Below are 17,194 nucleotides of genomic sequence, written 5' to 3' on the forward strand. Positions count from 1 at the left end.
GGGGGCGGGGAACGACAGTGGCGACTGCCATGTCACAAGGCGACTCTGATGCACTGCTCGAGCTCCATCGCGCCCTGGGGGAGGTCGTCGCAGACCTTGCGGACGCGGGCGGGTTCGCGCACGCCGGACGGCTGGTTGCCGACTTCGGCGTCCAGCATCTCGGTGCCGACATCGCTGCCGTGTCGCGGCATCTCCGCCGGGGCGGGCTCGACCTCGTCGCTGCCACCGACGACATCGGCGCCGAGCTCGTCGCCCTGCGCGTGCGAGACCCCGACCTCCCGGGCGGGAGGCCGCTGGCGGAGGGCGAGATCGTCCAGGTGCCGCGGGCCTGGCATCCGCTCGCCGCCGACCTGGGCCTCGAGTCGGCCCTCCTGGTCGGTCTGCCTCAGCTCAGCAGCGGGCCGGCCGCCCTCGAGCTGTACTCCTCCGAGCAGGACGCGTTCGCGAAGACCAGGTCGGAGATCTCACGCCTTGCTCGCGTGGCCGGCACTGCGCTGCGCTTCGCCGAGCGACGGGTCAACCTCGAGGACGCCCTGCACACGCACGACATCATCGGCCGCGCCCAGGGCCTGCTCATGGAGCGGTACCGCCTCACCGGCGACCAGGCGATGTCCTACCTCCGCCGCCACTCCCAGCAGTCGCAGCAGCCGATCCGCGAGCTCGCCGCCCACCTCGTCGGGCAGCACGAGACCGAGGCCGGAACGGCGCACCACGGCGCCGAGGCCGACTGACCGCACCTGGATTTGACGGTTCTTTCACACTTTTTTCGCGCGTCGGTGCCTGAATGGAGCGGCACCAAGGGGGAGGCGTGATGCACATCGATCTCAGGACCATCCATCGAGCACCGGCCTGCGCGCATGCGGAGGGGCCGCACGACGCCGAGCCGCACCCACTGCTGGCCGGCGAGGAAGCCGCAGGCGCGCTGCCCCGGCCTCGAGGAGCGGCATCGTGCCTCGCGGTTCCGGACTGACCCGCATCACGATCGTCGAGGACCACGACCTGTTCGCCGAGGCGCTCGAGATGGCGATCGTCCTCCAGGGACACGACGTCCGGCGGGTCTCAACCGCGGGGGCATCGACCGAGGCTCTGCTCAGGTCCGTCCTCCGACAGCGTCCGCAGATCGCCATCCTCGACCTCGACCTGGGTGCGGCGGCCGACGGCGTCGACCTCGTCAGGCCGCTTGCCGGTGCCGACGTCGCCGTCATCGTCGTGTCGGGGACGACGGAGGACTCCCGGCTGGGCGAGTGCCTGCAGCTGGGCGCCCGCGGTGTCGTCGCCAAGTCATCAGCTCTCAACGCGATCCTCGGCGCCATCCGGCGGGTCGCCACAGGCCTCCCGGCGATGCCCCGCGAGGAACGAGACCAGCTGCTGGCGACGTACCGGCACGAGTGCGCCGACGTCCGGGACACCCGTGCCGCGCTGGCGACCCTCAGCCGTCGCGAGAGCGAGGTGCTCGGCGCGCTGATGACCGGCGCCACGGTCACCGACATCGCACACACGTCGTACGTGTCGGATGCGACGGTCCGCACCCAGGTGAAGGCCATCCGCAGCAAGCTCGGAGTGTCGTCGCAGCTCGCCGCCGTCGGTGCGGCGAACCGCGCCCGCTGGCAGCCTCCGCCGCGTCCGCGCACCGGCTGACTCCCCCATTTGGTGGATTCTCCCGTCGGGACCGGGCCGGTGACGGCCCGCGTTCCTACGGTGTGGGCACGCCCGCCGGCCGTGCGGCTGCGCCAGCGCGAGAGAGGTGTCCATGGTCTCCACCGCACCGTCGCCCACCACCGAGTGGCCGGTCCCGCACGAGGCCGCGATCAGGGTCGTCGACGGTCTGCGGAGGCCCCTGCTCCGTACGGCGGGCCGGGCCCGGCCGCGCACGCGCCCCACCCGTCTGGGCCAGGTCGCGGCAGCGCTCGTCGTCGACACGACGGCCGGCGTGCTCGCCGCCGTCGCTCTCGGGTGGACCGACCTGACCCTCGCCGCGTTGTGGGCGGTCGTGGTGGCGATCGCGACCCGGAACGCCCGGCACCCCACCACGTCCGTCCGCGAGGTCGCCCGGCAGGTCGCCGGAGCGGGCCTGGTGCTCGTGTTCCTCGCGGTCGCCCTTGCCGGTGCGCTGGGCCGTGACGTCACCCCGGACACGCTGGTCGCCTTCGCGGTCCTGACGAGCGCGGTGGCGCTCGCGTACCGCGGGCTCGCGAAGAGGATCGATGTCCGGGACCCGTCCCGGACCTTGCGCGTCGTGGTGGCCGGACACCGCCACGGTGTCGAGCAGATGCTCGCCGAGCTGGACGACGCGGGCTCGCCGGTCACGGTCGTCGCGGTGTGCCTGACTGGGCACAAGGGCGGCACCGGCCTCGGCGTGCCGGTCTCGGCCGGCCTGGACGCGTTGTCGGACTGCGTGGAGGAGCACGGCGCCGACGCGGTCATCGTGGTGCCGTGCCGCCAGGTCGATCCTGCGCAGCTGCGACGGCTCGGGTGGCAGCTCGAGCGGGAGCGGACCCAGCTGTTCGTCGGCGCCGGGATTCGCGACCTCGGGCCCGCCCGGGCCCGTCTCGGGCACGCCGGACCCATGCCCTTGATCCAGGTGCGTCCTGCCTGCCTGTACGGCGGCCGTCGCCTCGCGAAGCAGCTGTGGGAGCGGTCGACGGCGGCCCTCGCGCTGGTCGCGCTCGCGCCGCTGCTGCTCGCGATCGCGGTGCTGGTGCGCCTCGAGTCCCCGGGGCCGGCGCTGTTCCGGCAGACCAGGGTCGGCCGCGACGGGAGGCAGTTCACGATGCTGAAGTTCCGGACGATGTGCGTGGACGCCGAAGCTCGCCTCGCCGCGCTCACCGACCAGCAACCCGGGGACGGCGTGCTCTTCAAGCTGCGCTCGGATCCTCGGGTGACCGCGGTCGGACGGGTGCTGCGCCGCTACTCGCTGGACGAGGTGCCTCAGCTCGTCAACGTCCTCCGCGGCGAGATGGCGCTGGTCGGTCCGCGCCCGCCCTTGCCGAGCGAGGTCGACCAGTACGACGTGGACGCCCACCGGCGGCTGGCCGTGACCCCTGGCCTGACCGGTCTGTGGCAGGTCAGTGGACGGTCCGACCTCTCGTGGGACGAGTCGGTGCGCCTCGACCTCCGTTACGTCGAGAACTGGTCGCTCGGCCTGGACATCGCGATCGTCCTGCGCACCTTCGGCGCGGTCCTCGGCCATCGCGGCGCCTACTGACGACAGCGCCGATCCTCAATCCTGGGGATGCGGCCACCTGTCGCCAACGGCGATGGTGAAGGTGTCGAAGGAGGGAGTCCCGACACCCGAGTCGGCTCACCAGTCGCGCAGCAGACAGGGTTTCTGTCCGGCTGCCCGAAGCGGCACCGGCATCCGCGCCGGCATGTCCCCCACTGGCGGCGGGCGGAGGGATCGGTGGCGACTGGTGAGTCCCGTCTGGGCCGTTGGTCCTAGTACCTACGGGCAAACGGTCTCGCCCAGAAGGGTTACCCGCATCCTCCGATACGGGTACACGATGAAGTGCGGTCAGAAAGGTGCTGCGTTCTACAACCCTGTGGGGGGCGCACCATGCTCATCTCTCAATCGATCCGCATTCGCCTGCTCGGCGGTCTCACCGTCGTCAGACCGGACGGCACGACCGTCCCCACCGACCAGTGGCGCACCGGCAAGACGATGGATCTGCTGCGCCTGCTCGCGCTGGCCGACGGCCGGCCGGTGCGTCCGCAGACCCTGGTCGAGCTGCTGTGGCCTGCTGCCACGCCCGAGCGCGGCAGGGGCAGCCTGCGGACGGCCAGCAGCCAGATCCGCCGGACCATCGGGACGAACTGCGTCGTACGGCAGCCCGATGGCCTGCGCCTCCTGGACGCATGGGTGGACGCGGTTCGCTATCTCGAGGCCACCGCCCGCGTCGCCCACGCGGCCCGGTCGCAGCAGCACGCTCGCGTCCTCGAGGTCGCCCGTGCCGCCGAGCAGCTCTATGCCGGAGACTTCCGGGCCTACGACGACGACAGCGCCTGGGCCGTCGCCGAGCGCGACCGGATCGCCGTGGCCAGGCACGAGCTGCTCTGCGACGCCGCGTCCAGCGCCCTCGCCCTCCGCCTCACCCGCGAGGCCGCGGCCCTGTCCACCGAGGCCATCCGCGTCAACGAGACCTCGGAGACCGCGCATCGGCTGCTGATGGCCGCGCAGGCCGGACTCGGCGAGACGGGGACCGCCCTCCGCGTGTTCGAGACCTACCGGGCCAGGCTGGCGACCGAGCTGGGCGCGGACCCGTCCCGCCAGACCCAGGAGCTGCACCTGCGGCTGCTCCGGGGGGAGACCGCCTGAGCTCAGCTGCCGCCCGGCCAGTCGTCGGCGTCACCGTCGGCGTCACCGTCGATGCCCGCACTCGCCGCCTCGAACTCCGCCACAGCAGCCAGCTGCGTCCGGACGTCGAGCTTGCGCAGGACCGCGCGGACGTGGCTGCGCACCGTCGACTCGCTGACGTCCAGCTGGGCCGCAATGCCCTGCACCGGCTCGCCCGCGTGCATGAGCTCGAGCACCAGGAACTCCCGCGGGCTCAACGACCGCACGCTGCGAACGGCGGTGAGGCGAGCCCGCTCAGCGGTGTGCCAGGCCGCACGCAGCGCGGCCATCTCGCCGGCGTCCATCAGGCTCTCGCCGGCCACGACCCTGCCCACCATCAGCCGCACCTCGTTGAGGGTGGACGCGCTGGGGTACACAGCCACGGCGCCGGCATCGAGCATCGCTCCCCACAACGGGCCCCGAGGCGCCCCGGTCAGCACCAGCCACGGTGCGCGGACGGAGTGGATCATCCACCGGGCCTGGACGAGCCGCCAGCGGGGCTGGAGGTCGCAGAGCATGACTCCCACGTCGATGGGGTCCTCGACGCGGGGAACCGGTACCCACGGCGCCGGCTCCGTCCGCCACCGGACGCCGGTGACGCGCATGCCTGGAGTGACCAGCGCCGCGCTGACGGTGTCGGCGATCAGCGACTGGTCTGCCGCTACCGCAACGTGACACTGGGTTGGCATGTGCCAAGCCTCTCTACTGACGCGCACACGCTGCGTCGAAGGCGCTCTCCCGGATGGCATGACCCCGTCATCCTCTGGTGACCGGTCGGTTCTGTCGGCGGTTCGGCTGCGCTCCCCCTGAAATTGGGGACCGGCCGGCCGAATCGGCCCCCGGCGCCTCCCGGTCGCCGATCGTGGGTCTCGTCGCCGGCCCCGGCGGTCACGGCGTGCTTCGACCCGTGAGGCGTAGCGCCTCGGACCTGCCCCCATCAGGTGCCGTCGAGGTCCCCGAGGTCGAGATCGACCGGGTCCGGCGACACCACGACACCGGCTGTCGGACGGCCGTCACCAATTTGGGGTAACGAGTCCGGGACCTCCGCAGACCCCCGCCCACCCGAATTTACGGTCGCTGCGATGGGGTGCACGACGCGGTCGAGCCGAACGGGACGGCCACCGGTCGCGGGCGAGGACACCCAGGGGGCACGTGGTGTACGACGGGGGTGAAGTGCATGACGCACGGAACAGAAGGTCGACAACGTCCGGACGGGATCTGGTGCTGGGGGGCGATCGCCGCCGCACTCCTGGTGACGATGGTTCCTCAGCTCGCCGTCCAGGCCATCGTGCCCTCGGCGCGCAACGCCGGGGACGCGGCGGCTACGGCCGCGCTGGTCGTCAACATCGTCGTGGTGACGAGCGGCGTCTACATGTACCTGCACCACCGGTTGACGAGATCTGACAGCACCGCCTGGCTCGCAGCCGGGCTGATCTTCGTGGGCGGTTACGGGCTCACGGTCACGGGCCTGGAGACCTCGCTGACCGGCGGGCGGCCGCTCGCGGCGCCGCTCGTCGTTGCCGACATCGTCCTCGCCCTGGCCCTTCTCACCATGGTCCTGATCTCGGAGCGGATCACGCTCTCCGTCGACCCGGCCGCTCTCGGACTCGTCCTCGGCTCGGCGGGATCCGCGCTGGCGATCGTCATCGGCGCGGCGGCCAGCCAGTTCACGGTCTCGCGCAACGCGACCGCGCTCCTCACGATCCCGCTGGTGGTGGCAGGAGTGCTCCTCGCCACCGAGGTACGACGGCTGGCGACGTTGCCCCGGTGGGCGCGGAACCGCCTCGCGGTCGCGATCGCTGCCCTGTTCCTCGGCCGCGCGTGCCTGGTGGCGGCCAACCCGAGCGACACGGCCGTCAACCTCCTCGCGGTGCTCGTGTCGACCACGGCCGCCGTGCTGTTCATGAGCACGTCCATCACCACGCTCGGCACGGCCATCAACGACGACCGCCTGGTGATCACGGCCCTGCAGGACCAGCTCGCGAGCACGGCAGCCCACGCTCGGGTGGACCGCGAGCGGCTGCACGAGGTGCGCGGCACCATCGCGGGCATCGCCTCGGCGTCGCGGCTCATCCACCACGAGCCGCCCCTGCCTGGTCCCAGCCGAGAGATGCTCGAGGAGATGCTCGAGCGGGAGTCGGCACGCCTGCAACGACTCGTGCACGACGCGACACCGGGACCGCTGGGGCTGGTGTCCGTCGATGACGTGATCCGGCCGCTCGTGGTCGCCCGGCGTGCCCAGGGCCAGACGGTGACCTGGCGCCCGAGTGGTCTCCAGGTCTGGGCGCGCGAGGACGACCTGACGGCGGTGCTCAACATCCTGCTCGAGAACACCGCGAAGCACGCGCCGGATGCGACCGTGGACGTCTTCGTCCACCAGTCCGACGGCACGGTGGACGTGGTCGTCGCCGACACGGGACCGGGGGTGCCGGAGGGACAGCGAGAGACGCTGTTCCACCGCGGCGTCCGAGGCCCGGAGTCCTCCGGGCACGGTCTCGGTCTGCACGTCGCGCGACGGCTGATGGTGCGCGGCGGCGGATACCTCCGGCTCGACCCCACCTGGCGCTCGGGCACCGCGTTCGTCGTCGGGGTCCGGCAGGTCACCCACCTGGCCGAAGGGTCCTGTGATGACACAGCCCGCGTCGTCGCGCAGTAAGGTCCGGATCCTCCTCATCGAGGACCATGCCCTCTTCGCCGAGTCGCTCGACCTCAGCCTCACCATGGAGGGGTACGACGTCCGCCGGTACCCCGTGCCGACCAAGCCGAGCTCGACCGGACCGCTGATCTCCACGGTGCTCCGGCTCCGCCCGCGGGTCGTGCTCCTGGATCTCGATCTCGGGGGTTTCGGCGACGGCGCCGAGCTGATCAACCCGCTGGCCCGGACCGGAGCGAACGTCGTGGTGGTCACGGCGTCGACCGACCTCGCCCGGTGGGGAGAGTGCATCCGCAACGGCGCTCGCCGGGTGATCTCGAAGACCCAGCCCCTGAACGAGATCATGTCGGTCGTCCGGAAGATCTACCAGGGGCTCCCGGTCATGAACCACGAGGAGCGGGAGGACCTGCTGCGGATCTGGCACGCCGAGCGCAGTCAGCAGCAGCTGGTCCGCAACCGGCTCGCCATCCTCACGACCCGCGAGCGCGAGGTGCTCGGCCAGCTGATGGAGGGCCGGCAGGTGCGCGACATCGCGCGCGAGCGGTTCGTCTCCGAGGCGACGGTCCGCACCCAGGTCAAGTCGATCCTCGCCAAGCTCGAGGTGAGCTCCCAGCTCGCGGCCGTCGGGCTCGCCCGCGGCGTCGGGTGGCTGCCGCCGAAGGTCGACGCGGACTGACGCTCGCCGCCGGACGTACGGGTCAGCCCTGTGCCGCGAGCTCGGCCGTCGACCGCAGGATGCAGAACTCGTTACCATCCGGGTCGGCGAGCGTCACCCAGCCGGAGCCCGGGCCGTGGATGCCGCGGTGGTCCTCGACGACCGTGGCGCCGTGGGCGAGCAACGTCTCGAGCTCGGCGTCGCGGGACTCCACCCGCGGCCGGATGTCGAGGTGCACCCGGTTCTTGACCGTCTTGTCGTCCGGGACCTCGATGAACAGCAGCTGGTGGCCGGTCTCGGGGTCGCGGATCATGCACTCCTCGTGGCCCGGCAGGTTCGGGTCGCCCTCGATGTCGACGTACCCGAGGACGGGCTTCCACCACTCGGAGAGCTCGTAGGCGTTGCGGGCATCGATGGTCGTGTGCGAGATGAAGGCAGTCATGCCGCCAGCCTGTGGGCCGGTCGGGAGGGGATCAACCGGATATCGGTCGGGCGCGGGCTGGCCGAGGCGGCCGCCGGGGCGCGCGGCCCGACCCCGGTGGGGCACTACTCGTACCCGTGCTCCTTGACGAACGCCACGATCCGCTCGGCCAGCTCGGGCCTGCAGACGATGAGGTCCGGGAGGTAGACGTCCTCCTGGTTGTACTCCAGCGGCGTGCCGTCGATCCGCGAGGTGAACAGGCCGGCGGCGCGGGCGACCGCGACCGGGGCGGCGGAGTCCCACTCGTACTGGCCGCCGGCGTGCACGTAGGCGTCGGTGATGTCGCGCGCGACCGAGATGACCTTCACGCCGGCCGAGCCCATCGGCACCAGCTCGGCGTCCAGCTCCTTGGCCAGCGCATGCACGAACGCCGGCGGGCGCGAGCGGGAGACCGCGATGCGCGGGCGCTGCGCGGTCGAGGGGGGTACGACGGGCGGCGTACCGGTGTTGAACGTCTCGCCGAGCGCGGGCTGGGCGACGGCGCCGGCGACCAGGTCGCCGTCCTGCCACAGCGCGACGTGCACGGCCCAGTCGTCGCGGGGCACCTCGGAGAACTCGCGGGTGCCGTCGAGCGGGTCGACGATCCACACCCGGCTGTTGTCCAGACGGGCCTTGTCGTCCTTGCCCTCCTCCGACAGCACGGAGTCGCTCGGCCGGTGCTCGGCGAGCAGCTCCATCAGCAGCTCGTGCGCGGCGCGGTCGCCGGCGTCCTTGAGCTCGCGCCCCTCGAGGCCCTCGCCCCGGACTTCGAGCAGCCGCTCCCCGGCGACGGTCGCCAGCCAGGAGGCGAGCACGTGGTCGTCGGTGGCGGCCTCGGCCGGCGGGGTTCCAGGGGCGAACGTCATGAGGGAGACCTTACGAGTTGAAGTTCTGCTGCGTGCGCTCGAGTCCATCGGTGATCAGCGACTCGACGGCGTCGGCGGCCTTGTCGACCTGGAACGGCAGGATCTTGCGCTCGGCCGAGGAGTAGTCGGAGAGCACGAAGTCGGCGACGTCCTGGCGGCCCGGCGGCCGGCCGATGCCGACGCGGACCCGGTAGAAGTCGCCGGTGCCGAGCGACGACCGCATCGAGCGCAGCCCGTTGTGCCCGTTGTCGCCGCCGCCGAGCTTGACCCGCATGGTGTCGAACGGGATGTCGAGCTCGTCGTGCACCGCGACGATCCGCTCGGGCGGGACCTTGTAGAACGCGGCGAGCTGCTTGACCGGGCCGCCGGTCTCGTTCATGTAGCAGCGGGGGCGCGCGAGCACGACCCGCGGTCCCGGCGTCCCGGGCGCGCCCAGGCGGCCCTCGACCACGTCGGCGCGGCCGGACTTGTGGGCGCGGAACGGCGAGCCCATCCGCGTGGCGAGCTCGTCGGTGACGAGGTAGCCCACGTTGTGGCGGTGGCCGGCATAGGTCGGGCCGGGATTCCCCAGCCCGACCACCAGCCACACGGATGCAGCAGCGTCGGTCACGGAATCCCGGCCCTCTCTACGAAACAGGTGTGCCCAAGAGACCACGGAGCTACTCCGCGGCGGGCTCCTCCGAAGCAGCCTCCGCGGCGGGCTCCTCGGCAGCCTCGGCCTCGGGGGCGTCGTGCTCGATGCCGGCCTCGGCCTCGGCCTCCTCCAGCTCGGCCTCGAGAGCCTCGGCGGAGATCTGCTCGGTGATGTTGACGATCAGCGTCTCCGGGTCGAGGAGCAGCGTGCTGCCCGACGGGAGCTTCAGGTCGGAGGCGTGGATCTGGGTGCCGGCGGCGGCGCCCTCGATGTCGACCTCGATGAACTCGGGGATGTGGGTGGCCTCGGCCTCGAGCTGGATGGTCGTGGTCTCGGTGACGACCAGGGTCTCCTTGGCGGCGTCGCCGTTCAGGTGGACGGGGACCTCGACGGTGACCTTCTCGCCCTTGACGACGGCGACGAAGTCGACGTGCTCGAGCACGCGGCGGATCGGGTCGACCTGGACCTGCTTGGTCAGCGCGAGCTGGGTCTTGCCGTCGATGTCGAGCTCGAGCAGCGCGTTGGCGCCGCCGTGCTTGAGCGCCATCATCGTGTCGTGGCCCGGCAGGGTGAGGTGGATCGGCTCGTTGCCGTGGCCGTAGACGACCGCGGGGATCTTGTTCTCGCGACGGATGCGGCGGGCCGCGCCCTTGCCGAACTCGGTGCGGGTCTCGGCCTTGATCTTCTCGGACATGGGGAATGCTCCTCGTTCGGTGCTGGCTGCTTCGAATGTCTCGGGGCCTCGGCACTGCAGATCGCAGGAGGCGCACCCGGAGGTTCAGCCAGCCCTGTCGATCACGGAGCTCTCACTCCCTCGCCGAGGCAACTGCAGAAGCCTACTGGGCATCCGCCCGTAGGGTCGAATCGTGAGCCTCACCCTCGACGAGGCCCGGGCCCGGGCCGCTGTCATCTCGGACGTCTCGTACGCCGTCGACCTCGACCTCACCGATCCGTCGGCGGACCGGTTCGGCTGCCGCACCACCGTCCGCTTCAGGGCCAGCGCCCCCGACACGTTCCTCGAGCTGACGGCGGCCACCGACCTCGAGGTGACCCTCGACGGCGCGCCCGTGGATCCGGCGTACGACGGGCGCCGGCTGCACCTCACCGGCCTGGACGGTGCTCACGAGCTGACCGTGCAGGCTCGGCTGCCGTTCGTGACCGACGGCGAGGGCCTGCACCGGACCGTCGACCCCGCCGACGGCGAGACCTACCTCGGCGCCTACCTCGGGCTCGACGTCGCGCAGCGGCTGTTCGCCTGCTTCGACCAGAACGACCTCAAGGCACCGGTGACGATCAGCGTCGCGGCGGACCCGTCGTGGACGGTGCTCGCCAACGGGCGCGCGGTCAGCGAGAGCGGCGGGCACTGGGAGTTCGCGCCCACACCGCCGATCCCGGTCGCGCTGGTGTGCGTGGTCGCCGGGCCGTGGCGGTCGGTGCGCTGGGAGCACGCCGGGCTGCCGTTCGGCTGGCACGCCCGCGCCTCGCTGGCGACCGAGCTGGCCCGCGACGCCGACGAGCTGCGCGCGGTCACCGAGGCCTGCTTCGACCACTACGCCGAGATCTTCGAGGAGCCCTACCCGTTCGACTCGTTCGACCAGGTCCTGGTCCCCGGCCTCAACTGGGGTGCCCAGGAGCAGCCGGGTTGCGTGATCTACCGCGACGAGATGCTGCCGGTCGGCCGGGTGCCCGAGGACCTGCGGCTGCTGCGCGCCTCCGTCGTCGCCCACGAGATGGCGCACATGTGGTTCGGCGACCTGGTGACGATGACGTGGTGGGAGGACTCCTGGCTCCAGGAGTCGTTCGCCGACTACCTGGGCTACCGGGTCGCCGAGGAGGCGGGCGGGTACGTCGGCGCCCTGCTCGGCCACGAGGCCGGCCGCAAGCCCGCGGCGTACGACGCCGACGAGCGCCGCTCGACCCACCCGGTCGCGGCGCACCCCGAGGACGTGCCCGACGTCGCCGCGGCGGCCACGATCTTCGACTCGATCTCGTACGCGAAGGGCAACTCCGTGCTCCGCCAGCTGGTCACCTGGCTCGGCGACGAGACGTTCCTGCGCGGCGTGAACACCTACCTGACCCGGCACCGGTTCGCCAACGCCACCCTCGCCGACTTCGTCGCCGCCCTCGACGAGGCGTCCGACCGCGACGTGCGCGCCTGGGTCGAGGTGTGGCTGCGGCAGAGCGGCTTCGACACGATCCGCGTCGAGCGGGACGGCGACGTACCGGTCCTGCACCGCGACGGCGTGCGCCCGCACCGCTTCCGGGTCACCGCGCTCGACGGCACCAGCACGTACGTCGACCTCGCGGACGACCCCGTCCCGCTACCGCAGCTGGCCGGGCTGGCGGTGGTCCCGAACAGCCACGGCGAGACGTTCGCCCGGATCGTGCTCGACGAGCAGTCCTGGGACGCGGTGGCCACCGGGCTCAGCGGGATCGAGGACGACCTCACCCGCAGCGTGCTCTGGACGATGCTGTTCGACCAGGTCCAGACGCGTGACCTCGCGCCGCAGGACTTCCTCGCGCTCGTCGAGCGGCACCTGCCCGCCGAGCGCAGCCCGTCGCTGGTGTCGACGATCGTCACCCGCACGCTCGGCCGGGTGCTGCCGCTGCGGGTGCCCCACGAGTCGGTGGCCGAGGCGCATGCGCTGATCGCGGCGGCCTGCGCGACACCGACCGACGACCCGGACCTCGCGCAGGCGTTCGCGGGCGGCTTGGTCGCGACCCAGAGCGACCCGGCGCTCCTGCGGGGGTCGCTCGGCTCCCTCACGCCCGCGCTCCGGTGGCGCGCGGTGCGCCGGCTGGCCGAGGTCGGCGCCGCCGACGTCGAGCTCATCGAGGCCGAGCGGCGGCGGGCGCCCGGCCTGGCCGCCGACCTCGGCGCGGCCGCAGCGCTCGCCGCCCGGCCGACCCCGGCCGCGAAGGCCGAGGCGTGGGCGGTCGCTTCCGACCCGGCGGTGGGCAACCGGATGTTCACCGCGGTGCTCGGCGGGCTCTGGTCGGCGCAGCAGGCCGACCTCATCGCGCCGTACGTCGACCGCTACCTGCGCGAGGCACCCTCCTGGAGCGAGCGCGGCGCGGGTTTCGCGCAGGTCGTCGGGCAGGCGCGTCCGACGCTGCTGCTCACCGACGCGCAGCGCGCGCTGCTGCACGAGCAACTGGCGGGCGAGCTGCCGACCGTGCTGCGCCGGCAGTGGTCCGACTGGGCGGACGACCTCGGCTGACCCGGGCTAGGAGGCCCCGTCGAACATCGAGGTGACCGAGCCGTCCTCGAACACCTCGCGGATCGCGCGCGACACCAGCGGGGCGATCGACAGGCAGGTGAGCTTGTCGAACTCGCGGTCGGGCGTGAGCGGCAGCGTGTTGGTGACGACGACCTCGGCGGCCGGGCTGTTCTTCAGCCGGTCCACGGCGGGGTCGGAGAGGATGGCGTGGGTCGCGGCGATGATCACGCCGGCGGCGCCGTCGGCCATCAGGGCCTCGGCGGCCTTCACGATGGTGCCACCGGTGTCGATCATGTCGTCGACGAGCACGCACATCCGACCGGTGACGTCACCGACGACGCGGTTCGCGACGGTCTCGTTCGGGCGGTCGGTACGCCGGGTCTTGTGGATGAACGCCAGCGGCGCACCGCCCAGGCGGGCCGACCAGCGCTCGGCGACCTTGATCCGGCCGGCGTCCGGGGAGACCACGGCGAGCGGCTGGTTGCCGTACTTCTCCTTCACGTAGTCCGCGAGGATCGGCAGCGCCATCAGGTGGTCGACCGGGCCGTCGAAGAAGCCCTGGATCTGGTCGGCGTGCAGGTCGACCGTGATCAGCCGGTCGGCGCCGGCGGTCTTGAACAGGTCGGCCATGAGCCGCGCCGAGATCGGCTCGCGGCCCTTGTGCTTCTTGTCCTGGCGGGCGTAGCCGTAGAACGGCATGACCACGGTGATCCGCTTGGCGGAGGCGCGCTTGAGCGCGTCGACCATGATCAGGTGCTCCATGATCCACTCGTTGATCGGAGCGGTGTGGCTCTGGATCACGAACGCGTCACAGCCGCGTACGGACTCCTCGTAGCGCACGTAGATCTCGGAGTTCGCGAACTCGTACGCCGACTGCGGCACCAGGTCGGTGCCGAGCAGCGCGGCGACCTCGTCGGCGAGATCAGGGTGGGCCCGACCGCTGAAGACCATCAGATTCTTCTCGGTGGTCTTCTTGTATCCCGTCACGGTAGGGATTCTGCCCCCGTCAGCCCGGGTTGCCCAACTCTGTCCGTTCGTGAGTCGTGTCTCGTTCACCCGACGCTTGTGCGGCAGCCGCCTCGGCGGCGTTCGCCTGGGCGGTGCCGGCCCGCTTGGCCTGGGCCCAGCCCTCGATGTTGCGCTGCGGGCCGCTGGACACCGCGAGCGCGCCCGGGGGCACGTCCTGGCGCACGACGGTGCCCGCTCCGGTGCCCGCCCCGTCGCCGATCGTGACCGGCGCGACGAACGTGTTGTTGGAGGCCGTGCGGGCGTGCTTGCCGACGGTCGTGCGGTGCTTGTTGACCCCGTCGTAGTTGGCGAAGATCGTGCCGGCGCCGATGTTGGTGCCCTCGCCGATCTCCGCGTCGCCGACGTACGACAGGTGCGGCACCTTGGCGCCGTCGCCGATCGCGGCGTTCTTGGTCTCGACGAAGCCGCCGATCTTGCCGCGTGCGCCCAGCAGGGTGCCGGGTCGCAGGAACGAGAACGGCCCGACGTTGGCCTCCTCGCCGATCACGGCGAGCTCGCCATGGGTGCGTACGACGCGGGCCCCCGCGCCGATCTCGCAGTCCTTGAGCGTGCAGTCGGGCCCGACCACGGCGTCCTCGGCGACGACCGTCGTGCCGAGCAGCTGCACGCCCGGCAGGATCGTCACGTCCTGGGCCAGCACGACGTCGGCGTCGATCCACGTCGTCGCCGGGTCCATCACGGTGACGCCCTCCTGCATCCAGCGCTCCACGATCCGGCGGTTCAGCTCCGCGCCCATCTTGGCGAGCTGCACCCGGTCGTTGACGCCCTCGGTCTGCATCACGTCGTCGATCGGGTAGGCGCCGACGGTCAGGCCGTCCTCGCGGGCGATCGCGATCACGTCGGTCAGGTAGTACTCGCCCTTGGCGTTGTCGTTGCCGATCCGCGGCAGCGCGGCGAGCAGGAACTCCGCGTCGAACGCGAGGATCCCGGAGTTGATCTCGCGCACCTCACGCTGCTGCGGGGACGCGTCCTTCTCCTCGACGATCGCCTCGACGTCGCCCTCCGCGTTGCGCAGCACCCGGCCGTAGCCGAACGGGTTGTCGACGATGCCGCTCAGGATGCTCACCGCGCCCTGCGACGCCTCGTGCTCCGCGACGAACCACCGCAGCGAGGCCCCGGTCAGCAGCGGGGTGTCGCCGTACGCCACCAGGACGGTGCCCGACAGCTGCCCGGCCGCCTCGGCCGCCATCCGCACCGCGTGCCCCGTGCCGAGCTGCTCCTCCTGCACCGCCAGCACCAGGTTCGGCTCCAGCGTCAGGATGTGCGCCTCGACCTGCTCGCGCTGGTGCCCGACCACGGCGACGATCCGCTCGGGCTCGGTGGCCCGGGCGGCGGCGAGGACGTGCCCGATCATGGTGCGCCCGCCGATCCGGTGCAGGACCTTCATGGTCTTCGACTTCATGCGGGTGCCGCCGCCAGCAGCGAGCACGACGACCGTCAGGTTGTTCACCATGCTCCCCGGGTAGGAGTCGAACCTACGTCGCTAGTCCTGATTCAAAGTCAGGCGGGCCCTGCCGGCAGACCAACCGGGGAATGTTGCGGCTACAGGCTAGAGGGTGGTTTCGAGGCTCGCTCCGCTCGCACCTCAACCACCGTCCACCCACGGTGGTTGAGGTGCGAAGGCGCCCTGGCGCCTGAGCCTCGAAACCACCACCGGTACGGCTAGCCTCGGAACGTGGACCTCCCCGTCATGCCTCCGGTTCAGCCCATGCTCGCGAAGTCGGTCAAGGGCATCCCGGACCCGGCCAAGTTCGGCGGCCTGAGCTTCGAGCCGAAGTGGGACGGCTTCCGCTGCCTGGTGTTCAAGGACGGCGACGAGGTCGAGCTGGCCAGCCGCAACACCAAGCCGCTGACCCGCTACTTCCCCGAGGTCGTCGCGGCGATGCGGGAGCAGCTCCCCGAGCGCTGCGTGCTCGACGGCGAGCTGTTCGTCGCGGTCGGGGACCGTCTCGAGTTCGAGGTGCTGCAGGAGCGCATCCACCCGGCCAAGTCCCGCATCGACATGCTCAGCGAGAAGACGCCGGCGTCGTACGTCGCCTTCGACCTGCTGGCCCTCGGCGACGAGTCGTACGCCGACCGGCCGTTCGCCGAGCGGCGGGCGGCGCTGGAGCAGGCGCTCGCCGGACTCGACGGCCCCTGCTACCTCACCCGCACCACGACCGACCCCGCGCAGGCCGAGGAGTGGTTCCACCAGTTCGAGGGCGCCGGCCTGGACGGCGTGGTGGCCAAGCCGCTCGGGGCGGCGTACCAGCCCAACGCCCGCACGATGCTGAAGATCAAGCACGAGCGGACGGCCGACGTGGTGGTCGCCGGCTACCGCGAGCACAAGACCAGCACGCCCGAGCGGCCGCTGCTGGGCAGCCTGCTGCTCGGGCTGTACGCCGACGGCGACCTCCAGCACGTCGGGGTCAGCGCCAGCTTCACGGAGAAGCGCCGGGCCGAGCTGTTCCAGGAGCTGCAGCCGCTGGTCGTCGACATCGCCGACCACCCGTGGGGGCGCTGGCAGGAGTTCCTGACCGCGAACCCGGACCGGGTCCCGGGCACCCAGAGCCGCTGGAGCCAGGGCAAGGACCTGTCGTTCACGCCGCTGCGCCCCGAGCTCGTGCTCGAGGTCGCCTACGACCACATGGAGGGCCGCCGGTTCCGGCACACCGCCCAGTTCCGGCGCTGGCGCACCGACCGAGACCCGGAGTCGTGCGGCTACGAGCAACTGGACGAACCGGTCTCCTACGACCTCGCTAGGATCCTGGGCGTCGACCAGGGAGGTCAGTGAAATGTCCGAGAACAGCACCGAGGACTACGCCGTCGTCCTGCTCATCGAGCAGGCCCTCACCGCGCAGGACGCCGCCCAGGTGCACTCGCTGCACGAGGGCCTGGACGGGCCGGTGGTCTACCACGTGCTCCTCCCGCTCGAGGACGCCGCGACCCGGGTCGAGTCCGCGATGGGCTCGCTGACCGCCGGCGACATGCTCGCCACGCCGACGATGCCGATGAGCGAGGCCGACCTGGAGGCGGTCCGCAAGGACTGCCAGGACCGGTCGACCGCCGAGCTCGACCAGACCCTCGCGGCCCTGCGCGCCAGCGGTGCGACCGCTCGCGGGGAGGTCGTGACGGACCCGCCGATCGACGCGCTTGCGGCGAAGGTCACCGAGGTCGACGGCCGCGAGGCGATCATCCTGACCCGCCCGCACGTCGTCGCCGAGTTCTTCCACGTCGACTGGACGTCGAAGGCCCGCCGCCGGCTCGGGGTCCCGATCCTGCACCTGCTCGAGCACGAGACCTTCGACGAGCAGGCCGAGGGCTACGGCAACGAGGGCATCACCGGACTCTGAGGACCTGCTCCGCG

The 17,194-nt window shown here is 71.7% G+C and carries 16 protein-coding genes and 1 tRNA gene; 9 read left to right on the forward strand and 8 right to left on the reverse strand.

Annotated features, from left to right (window positions below; all coding sequences use genetic code 11):
* Window positions 1–29 precede the first annotated feature (29 nt).
* From ABD875_RS18010 to ABD875_RS18025, 4 genes are all read left to right on the forward strand, one after another.
* Window positions 30–731 carry an ANTAR domain-containing protein gene (locus ABD875_RS18010; RefSeq protein ID WP_345180730.1) on the forward strand — a complete coding sequence of 234 codons (702 nt, stop codon included), beginning with the start codon at window positions 30–32 and terminating at the stop codon, window positions 729–731.
* Window positions 732–948: 217 nt separating this feature from the next.
* On the forward strand, window positions 949–1,638 hold the full coding sequence (locus tag ABD875_RS18015) for a response regulator (protein WP_345180732.1): 690 nt from the start codon (window positions 949–951) through the stop codon (window positions 1,636–1,638).
* A 112-nt stretch (window positions 1,639–1,750) separates the two neighbouring features.
* Window positions 1,751–3,205: a sugar transferase gene (locus ABD875_RS18020; protein ID WP_345180734.1), complete on the forward strand. Its 1,455-nt coding sequence runs from the start codon at window positions 1,751–1,753 to the stop codon at window positions 3,203–3,205.
* A gap of 348 nt (window positions 3,206–3,553) precedes the next feature.
* Window positions 3,554–4,312, forward strand: a complete 759-nt coding sequence (locus ABD875_RS18025; RefSeq protein WP_345180736.1) for an AfsR/SARP family transcriptional regulator — start codon at window positions 3,554–3,556, stop codon at window positions 4,310–4,312.
* A 2-nt stretch (window positions 4,313–4,314) separates the two neighbouring features.
* Here ABD875_RS18025 and ABD875_RS18030 read toward each other — a convergent pair whose 3' ends face one another.
* Window positions 4,315–5,019, reverse strand: coding sequence for a helix-turn-helix transcriptional regulator (locus tag ABD875_RS18030; RefSeq protein ID WP_345180738.1), 705 nt, complete (start codon window positions 5,017–5,019; stop codon window positions 4,315–4,317).
* Window positions 5,020–5,588: 569 nt separating this feature from the next.
* Here ABD875_RS18030 and ABD875_RS18035 point away from each other — a divergent pair.
* A complete protein-coding gene (locus ABD875_RS18035) occupies window positions 5,589–6,986 on the forward strand; it encodes a sensor histidine kinase (RefSeq protein ID WP_345181418.1) in 1,398 nt (465 codons plus the stop codon).
* Window positions 6,958–7,659, forward strand: coding sequence for a LuxR C-terminal-related transcriptional regulator (locus tag ABD875_RS18040; RefSeq protein ID WP_345180740.1), 702 nt, complete (start codon window positions 6,958–6,960; stop codon window positions 7,657–7,659). Before ABD875_RS18035 ends, ABD875_RS18040 begins: the two co-directional genes overlap by 29 nt.
* Before the next feature lie 22 nt (window positions 7,660–7,681).
* On the opposite strand, the gene ABD875_RS18045 is transcribed toward ABD875_RS18040, so the two are convergent.
* The 4 genes from ABD875_RS18045 to ABD875_RS18060 form a co-directional block, all read right to left on the reverse strand.
* On the reverse strand, window positions 7,682–8,080 hold the full coding sequence (locus ABD875_RS18045) for a VOC family protein (RefSeq protein ID WP_345180742.1): 399 nt from the start codon (window positions 8,078–8,080) through the stop codon (window positions 7,682–7,684).
* Between the two features lie 104 nt (window positions 8,081–8,184).
* Window positions 8,185–8,964: a 3'(2'),5'-bisphosphate nucleotidase CysQ gene (locus tag ABD875_RS18050; RefSeq protein WP_345180744.1), complete on the reverse strand. Its 780-nt coding sequence runs from the start codon at window positions 8,962–8,964 to the stop codon at window positions 8,185–8,187.
* Window positions 8,965–8,974: 10 nt separating this feature from the next.
* A complete protein-coding gene (pth, locus tag ABD875_RS18055; protein WP_345180746.1) occupies window positions 8,975–9,574 on the reverse strand; it encodes an aminoacyl-tRNA hydrolase in 600 nt (199 codons plus the stop codon).
* A 49-nt stretch (window positions 9,575–9,623) separates the two neighbouring features.
* Window positions 9,624–10,292, reverse strand: coding sequence for a 50S ribosomal protein L25/general stress protein Ctc (locus ABD875_RS18060; RefSeq protein ID WP_345180748.1), 669 nt, complete (start codon window positions 10,290–10,292; stop codon window positions 9,624–9,626).
* A gap of 172 nt (window positions 10,293–10,464) precedes the next feature.
* Here ABD875_RS18060 and pepN point away from each other — a divergent pair, with 172 nt between their 5' ends.
* The gene (gene pepN, locus ABD875_RS18065) at window positions 10,465–12,819 is read left to right on the forward strand and encodes an aminopeptidase N (protein ID WP_345180750.1); all 2,355 of its coding nucleotides are present in this window, start codon (window positions 10,465–10,467) and stop codon (window positions 12,817–12,819) included.
* Window positions 12,820–12,825: 6 nt separating this feature from the next.
* Here the strand turns inward: pepN and ABD875_RS18070 are convergent, their stop codons facing one another.
* The 3 genes from ABD875_RS18070 to ABD875_RS18080 all read right to left on the reverse strand — a co-directional run bounded on the left by ABD875_RS18070 (window position 12,826) and on the right by ABD875_RS18080 (window position 15,381).
* Window positions 12,826–13,806, reverse strand: a complete 981-nt coding sequence (locus ABD875_RS18070; protein WP_345180753.1) for a ribose-phosphate diphosphokinase — start codon at window positions 13,804–13,806, stop codon at window positions 12,826–12,828.
* Between the two features lie 19 nt (window positions 13,807–13,825).
* Window positions 13,826–15,301 carry a bifunctional UDP-N-acetylglucosamine diphosphorylase/glucosamine-1-phosphate N-acetyltransferase GlmU gene (gene glmU, locus ABD875_RS18075; protein WP_345180755.1) on the reverse strand — a complete coding sequence of 492 codons (1,476 nt, stop codon included), beginning with the start codon at window positions 15,299–15,301 and terminating at the stop codon, window positions 13,826–13,828.
* Window position 15,302: 1 nt separating this feature from the next.
* A tRNA-Gln gene (locus ABD875_RS18080) sits at window positions 15,303–15,381 on the reverse strand.
* A gap of 142 nt (window positions 15,382–15,523) precedes the next feature.
* On the opposite strand from ABD875_RS18080, the gene ABD875_RS18085 reads away from it, so the two are divergent.
* Window positions 15,524–16,621, forward strand: coding sequence for an ATP-dependent DNA ligase (locus ABD875_RS18085; RefSeq protein ID WP_345180757.1), 1,098 nt, complete (start codon window positions 15,524–15,526; stop codon window positions 16,619–16,621).
* Window position 16,622: 1 nt separating this feature from the next.
* Window positions 16,623–17,180 carry a hypothetical protein gene (locus tag ABD875_RS18090; protein WP_345180759.1) on the forward strand — a complete coding sequence of 186 codons (558 nt, stop codon included), beginning with the start codon at window positions 16,623–16,625 and terminating at the stop codon, window positions 17,178–17,180.
* The last annotated feature ends 14 nt before the right edge of the window (window positions 17,181–17,194 follow it).

The organism is Nocardioides caricicola (assembly GCF_039541135.1).
Lineage (GTDB): Bacteria > Actinomycetota > Actinomycetes > Propionibacteriales > Nocardioidaceae > Nocardioides > Nocardioides caricicola.

Excerpts from the sequence above, each read along its gene's own strand:
- ABD875_RS18010 (WP_345180730.1), top strand. The coding sequence starts at position 30 with ATGTCACAAGGCGACTCTGATGCACTGCTCGAGCTCCATCGCGCCCTG.
- glmU (WP_345180755.1), bottom strand. The coding sequence starts at position 15,301 with ATGGTGAACAACCTGACGGTCGTCGTGCTCGCTGCTGGCGGCGGCACC.
- ABD875_RS18045 (WP_345180742.1), bottom strand. The coding sequence starts at position 8,080 with ATGACTGCCTTCATCTCGCACACGACCATCGATGCCCGCAACGCCTAC.
- ABD875_RS18020 (WP_345180734.1), top strand. The coding sequence starts at position 1,751 with ATGGTCTCCACCGCACCGTCGCCCACCACCGAGTGGCCGGTCCCGCAC.
- ABD875_RS18050 (WP_345180744.1), bottom strand. The coding sequence starts at position 8,964 with ATGACGTTCGCCCCTGGAACCCCGCCGGCCGAGGCCGCCACCGACGAC.
- ABD875_RS18090 (WP_345180759.1), top strand. The coding sequence starts at position 16,623 with ATGTCCGAGAACAGCACCGAGGACTACGCCGTCGTCCTGCTCATCGAG.
- ABD875_RS18040 (WP_345180740.1), top strand. The coding sequence starts at position 6,958 with ATGACACAGCCCGCGTCGTCGCGCAGTAAGGTCCGGATCCTCCTCATC.
- ABD875_RS18025 (WP_345180736.1), top strand. The coding sequence starts at position 3,554 with ATGCTCATCTCTCAATCGATCCGCATTCGCCTGCTCGGCGGTCTCACC.
- ABD875_RS18030 (WP_345180738.1), bottom strand. The coding sequence starts at position 5,019 with ATGCCAACCCAGTGTCACGTTGCGGTAGCGGCAGACCAGTCGCTGATC.
- ABD875_RS18060 (WP_345180748.1), bottom strand. The coding sequence starts at position 10,292 with ATGTCCGAGAAGATCAAGGCCGAGACCCGCACCGAGTTCGGCAAGGGC.
- ABD875_RS18035 (WP_345181418.1), top strand. The coding sequence starts at position 5,589 with ATGGTTCCTCAGCTCGCCGTCCAGGCCATCGTGCCCTCGGCGCGCAAC.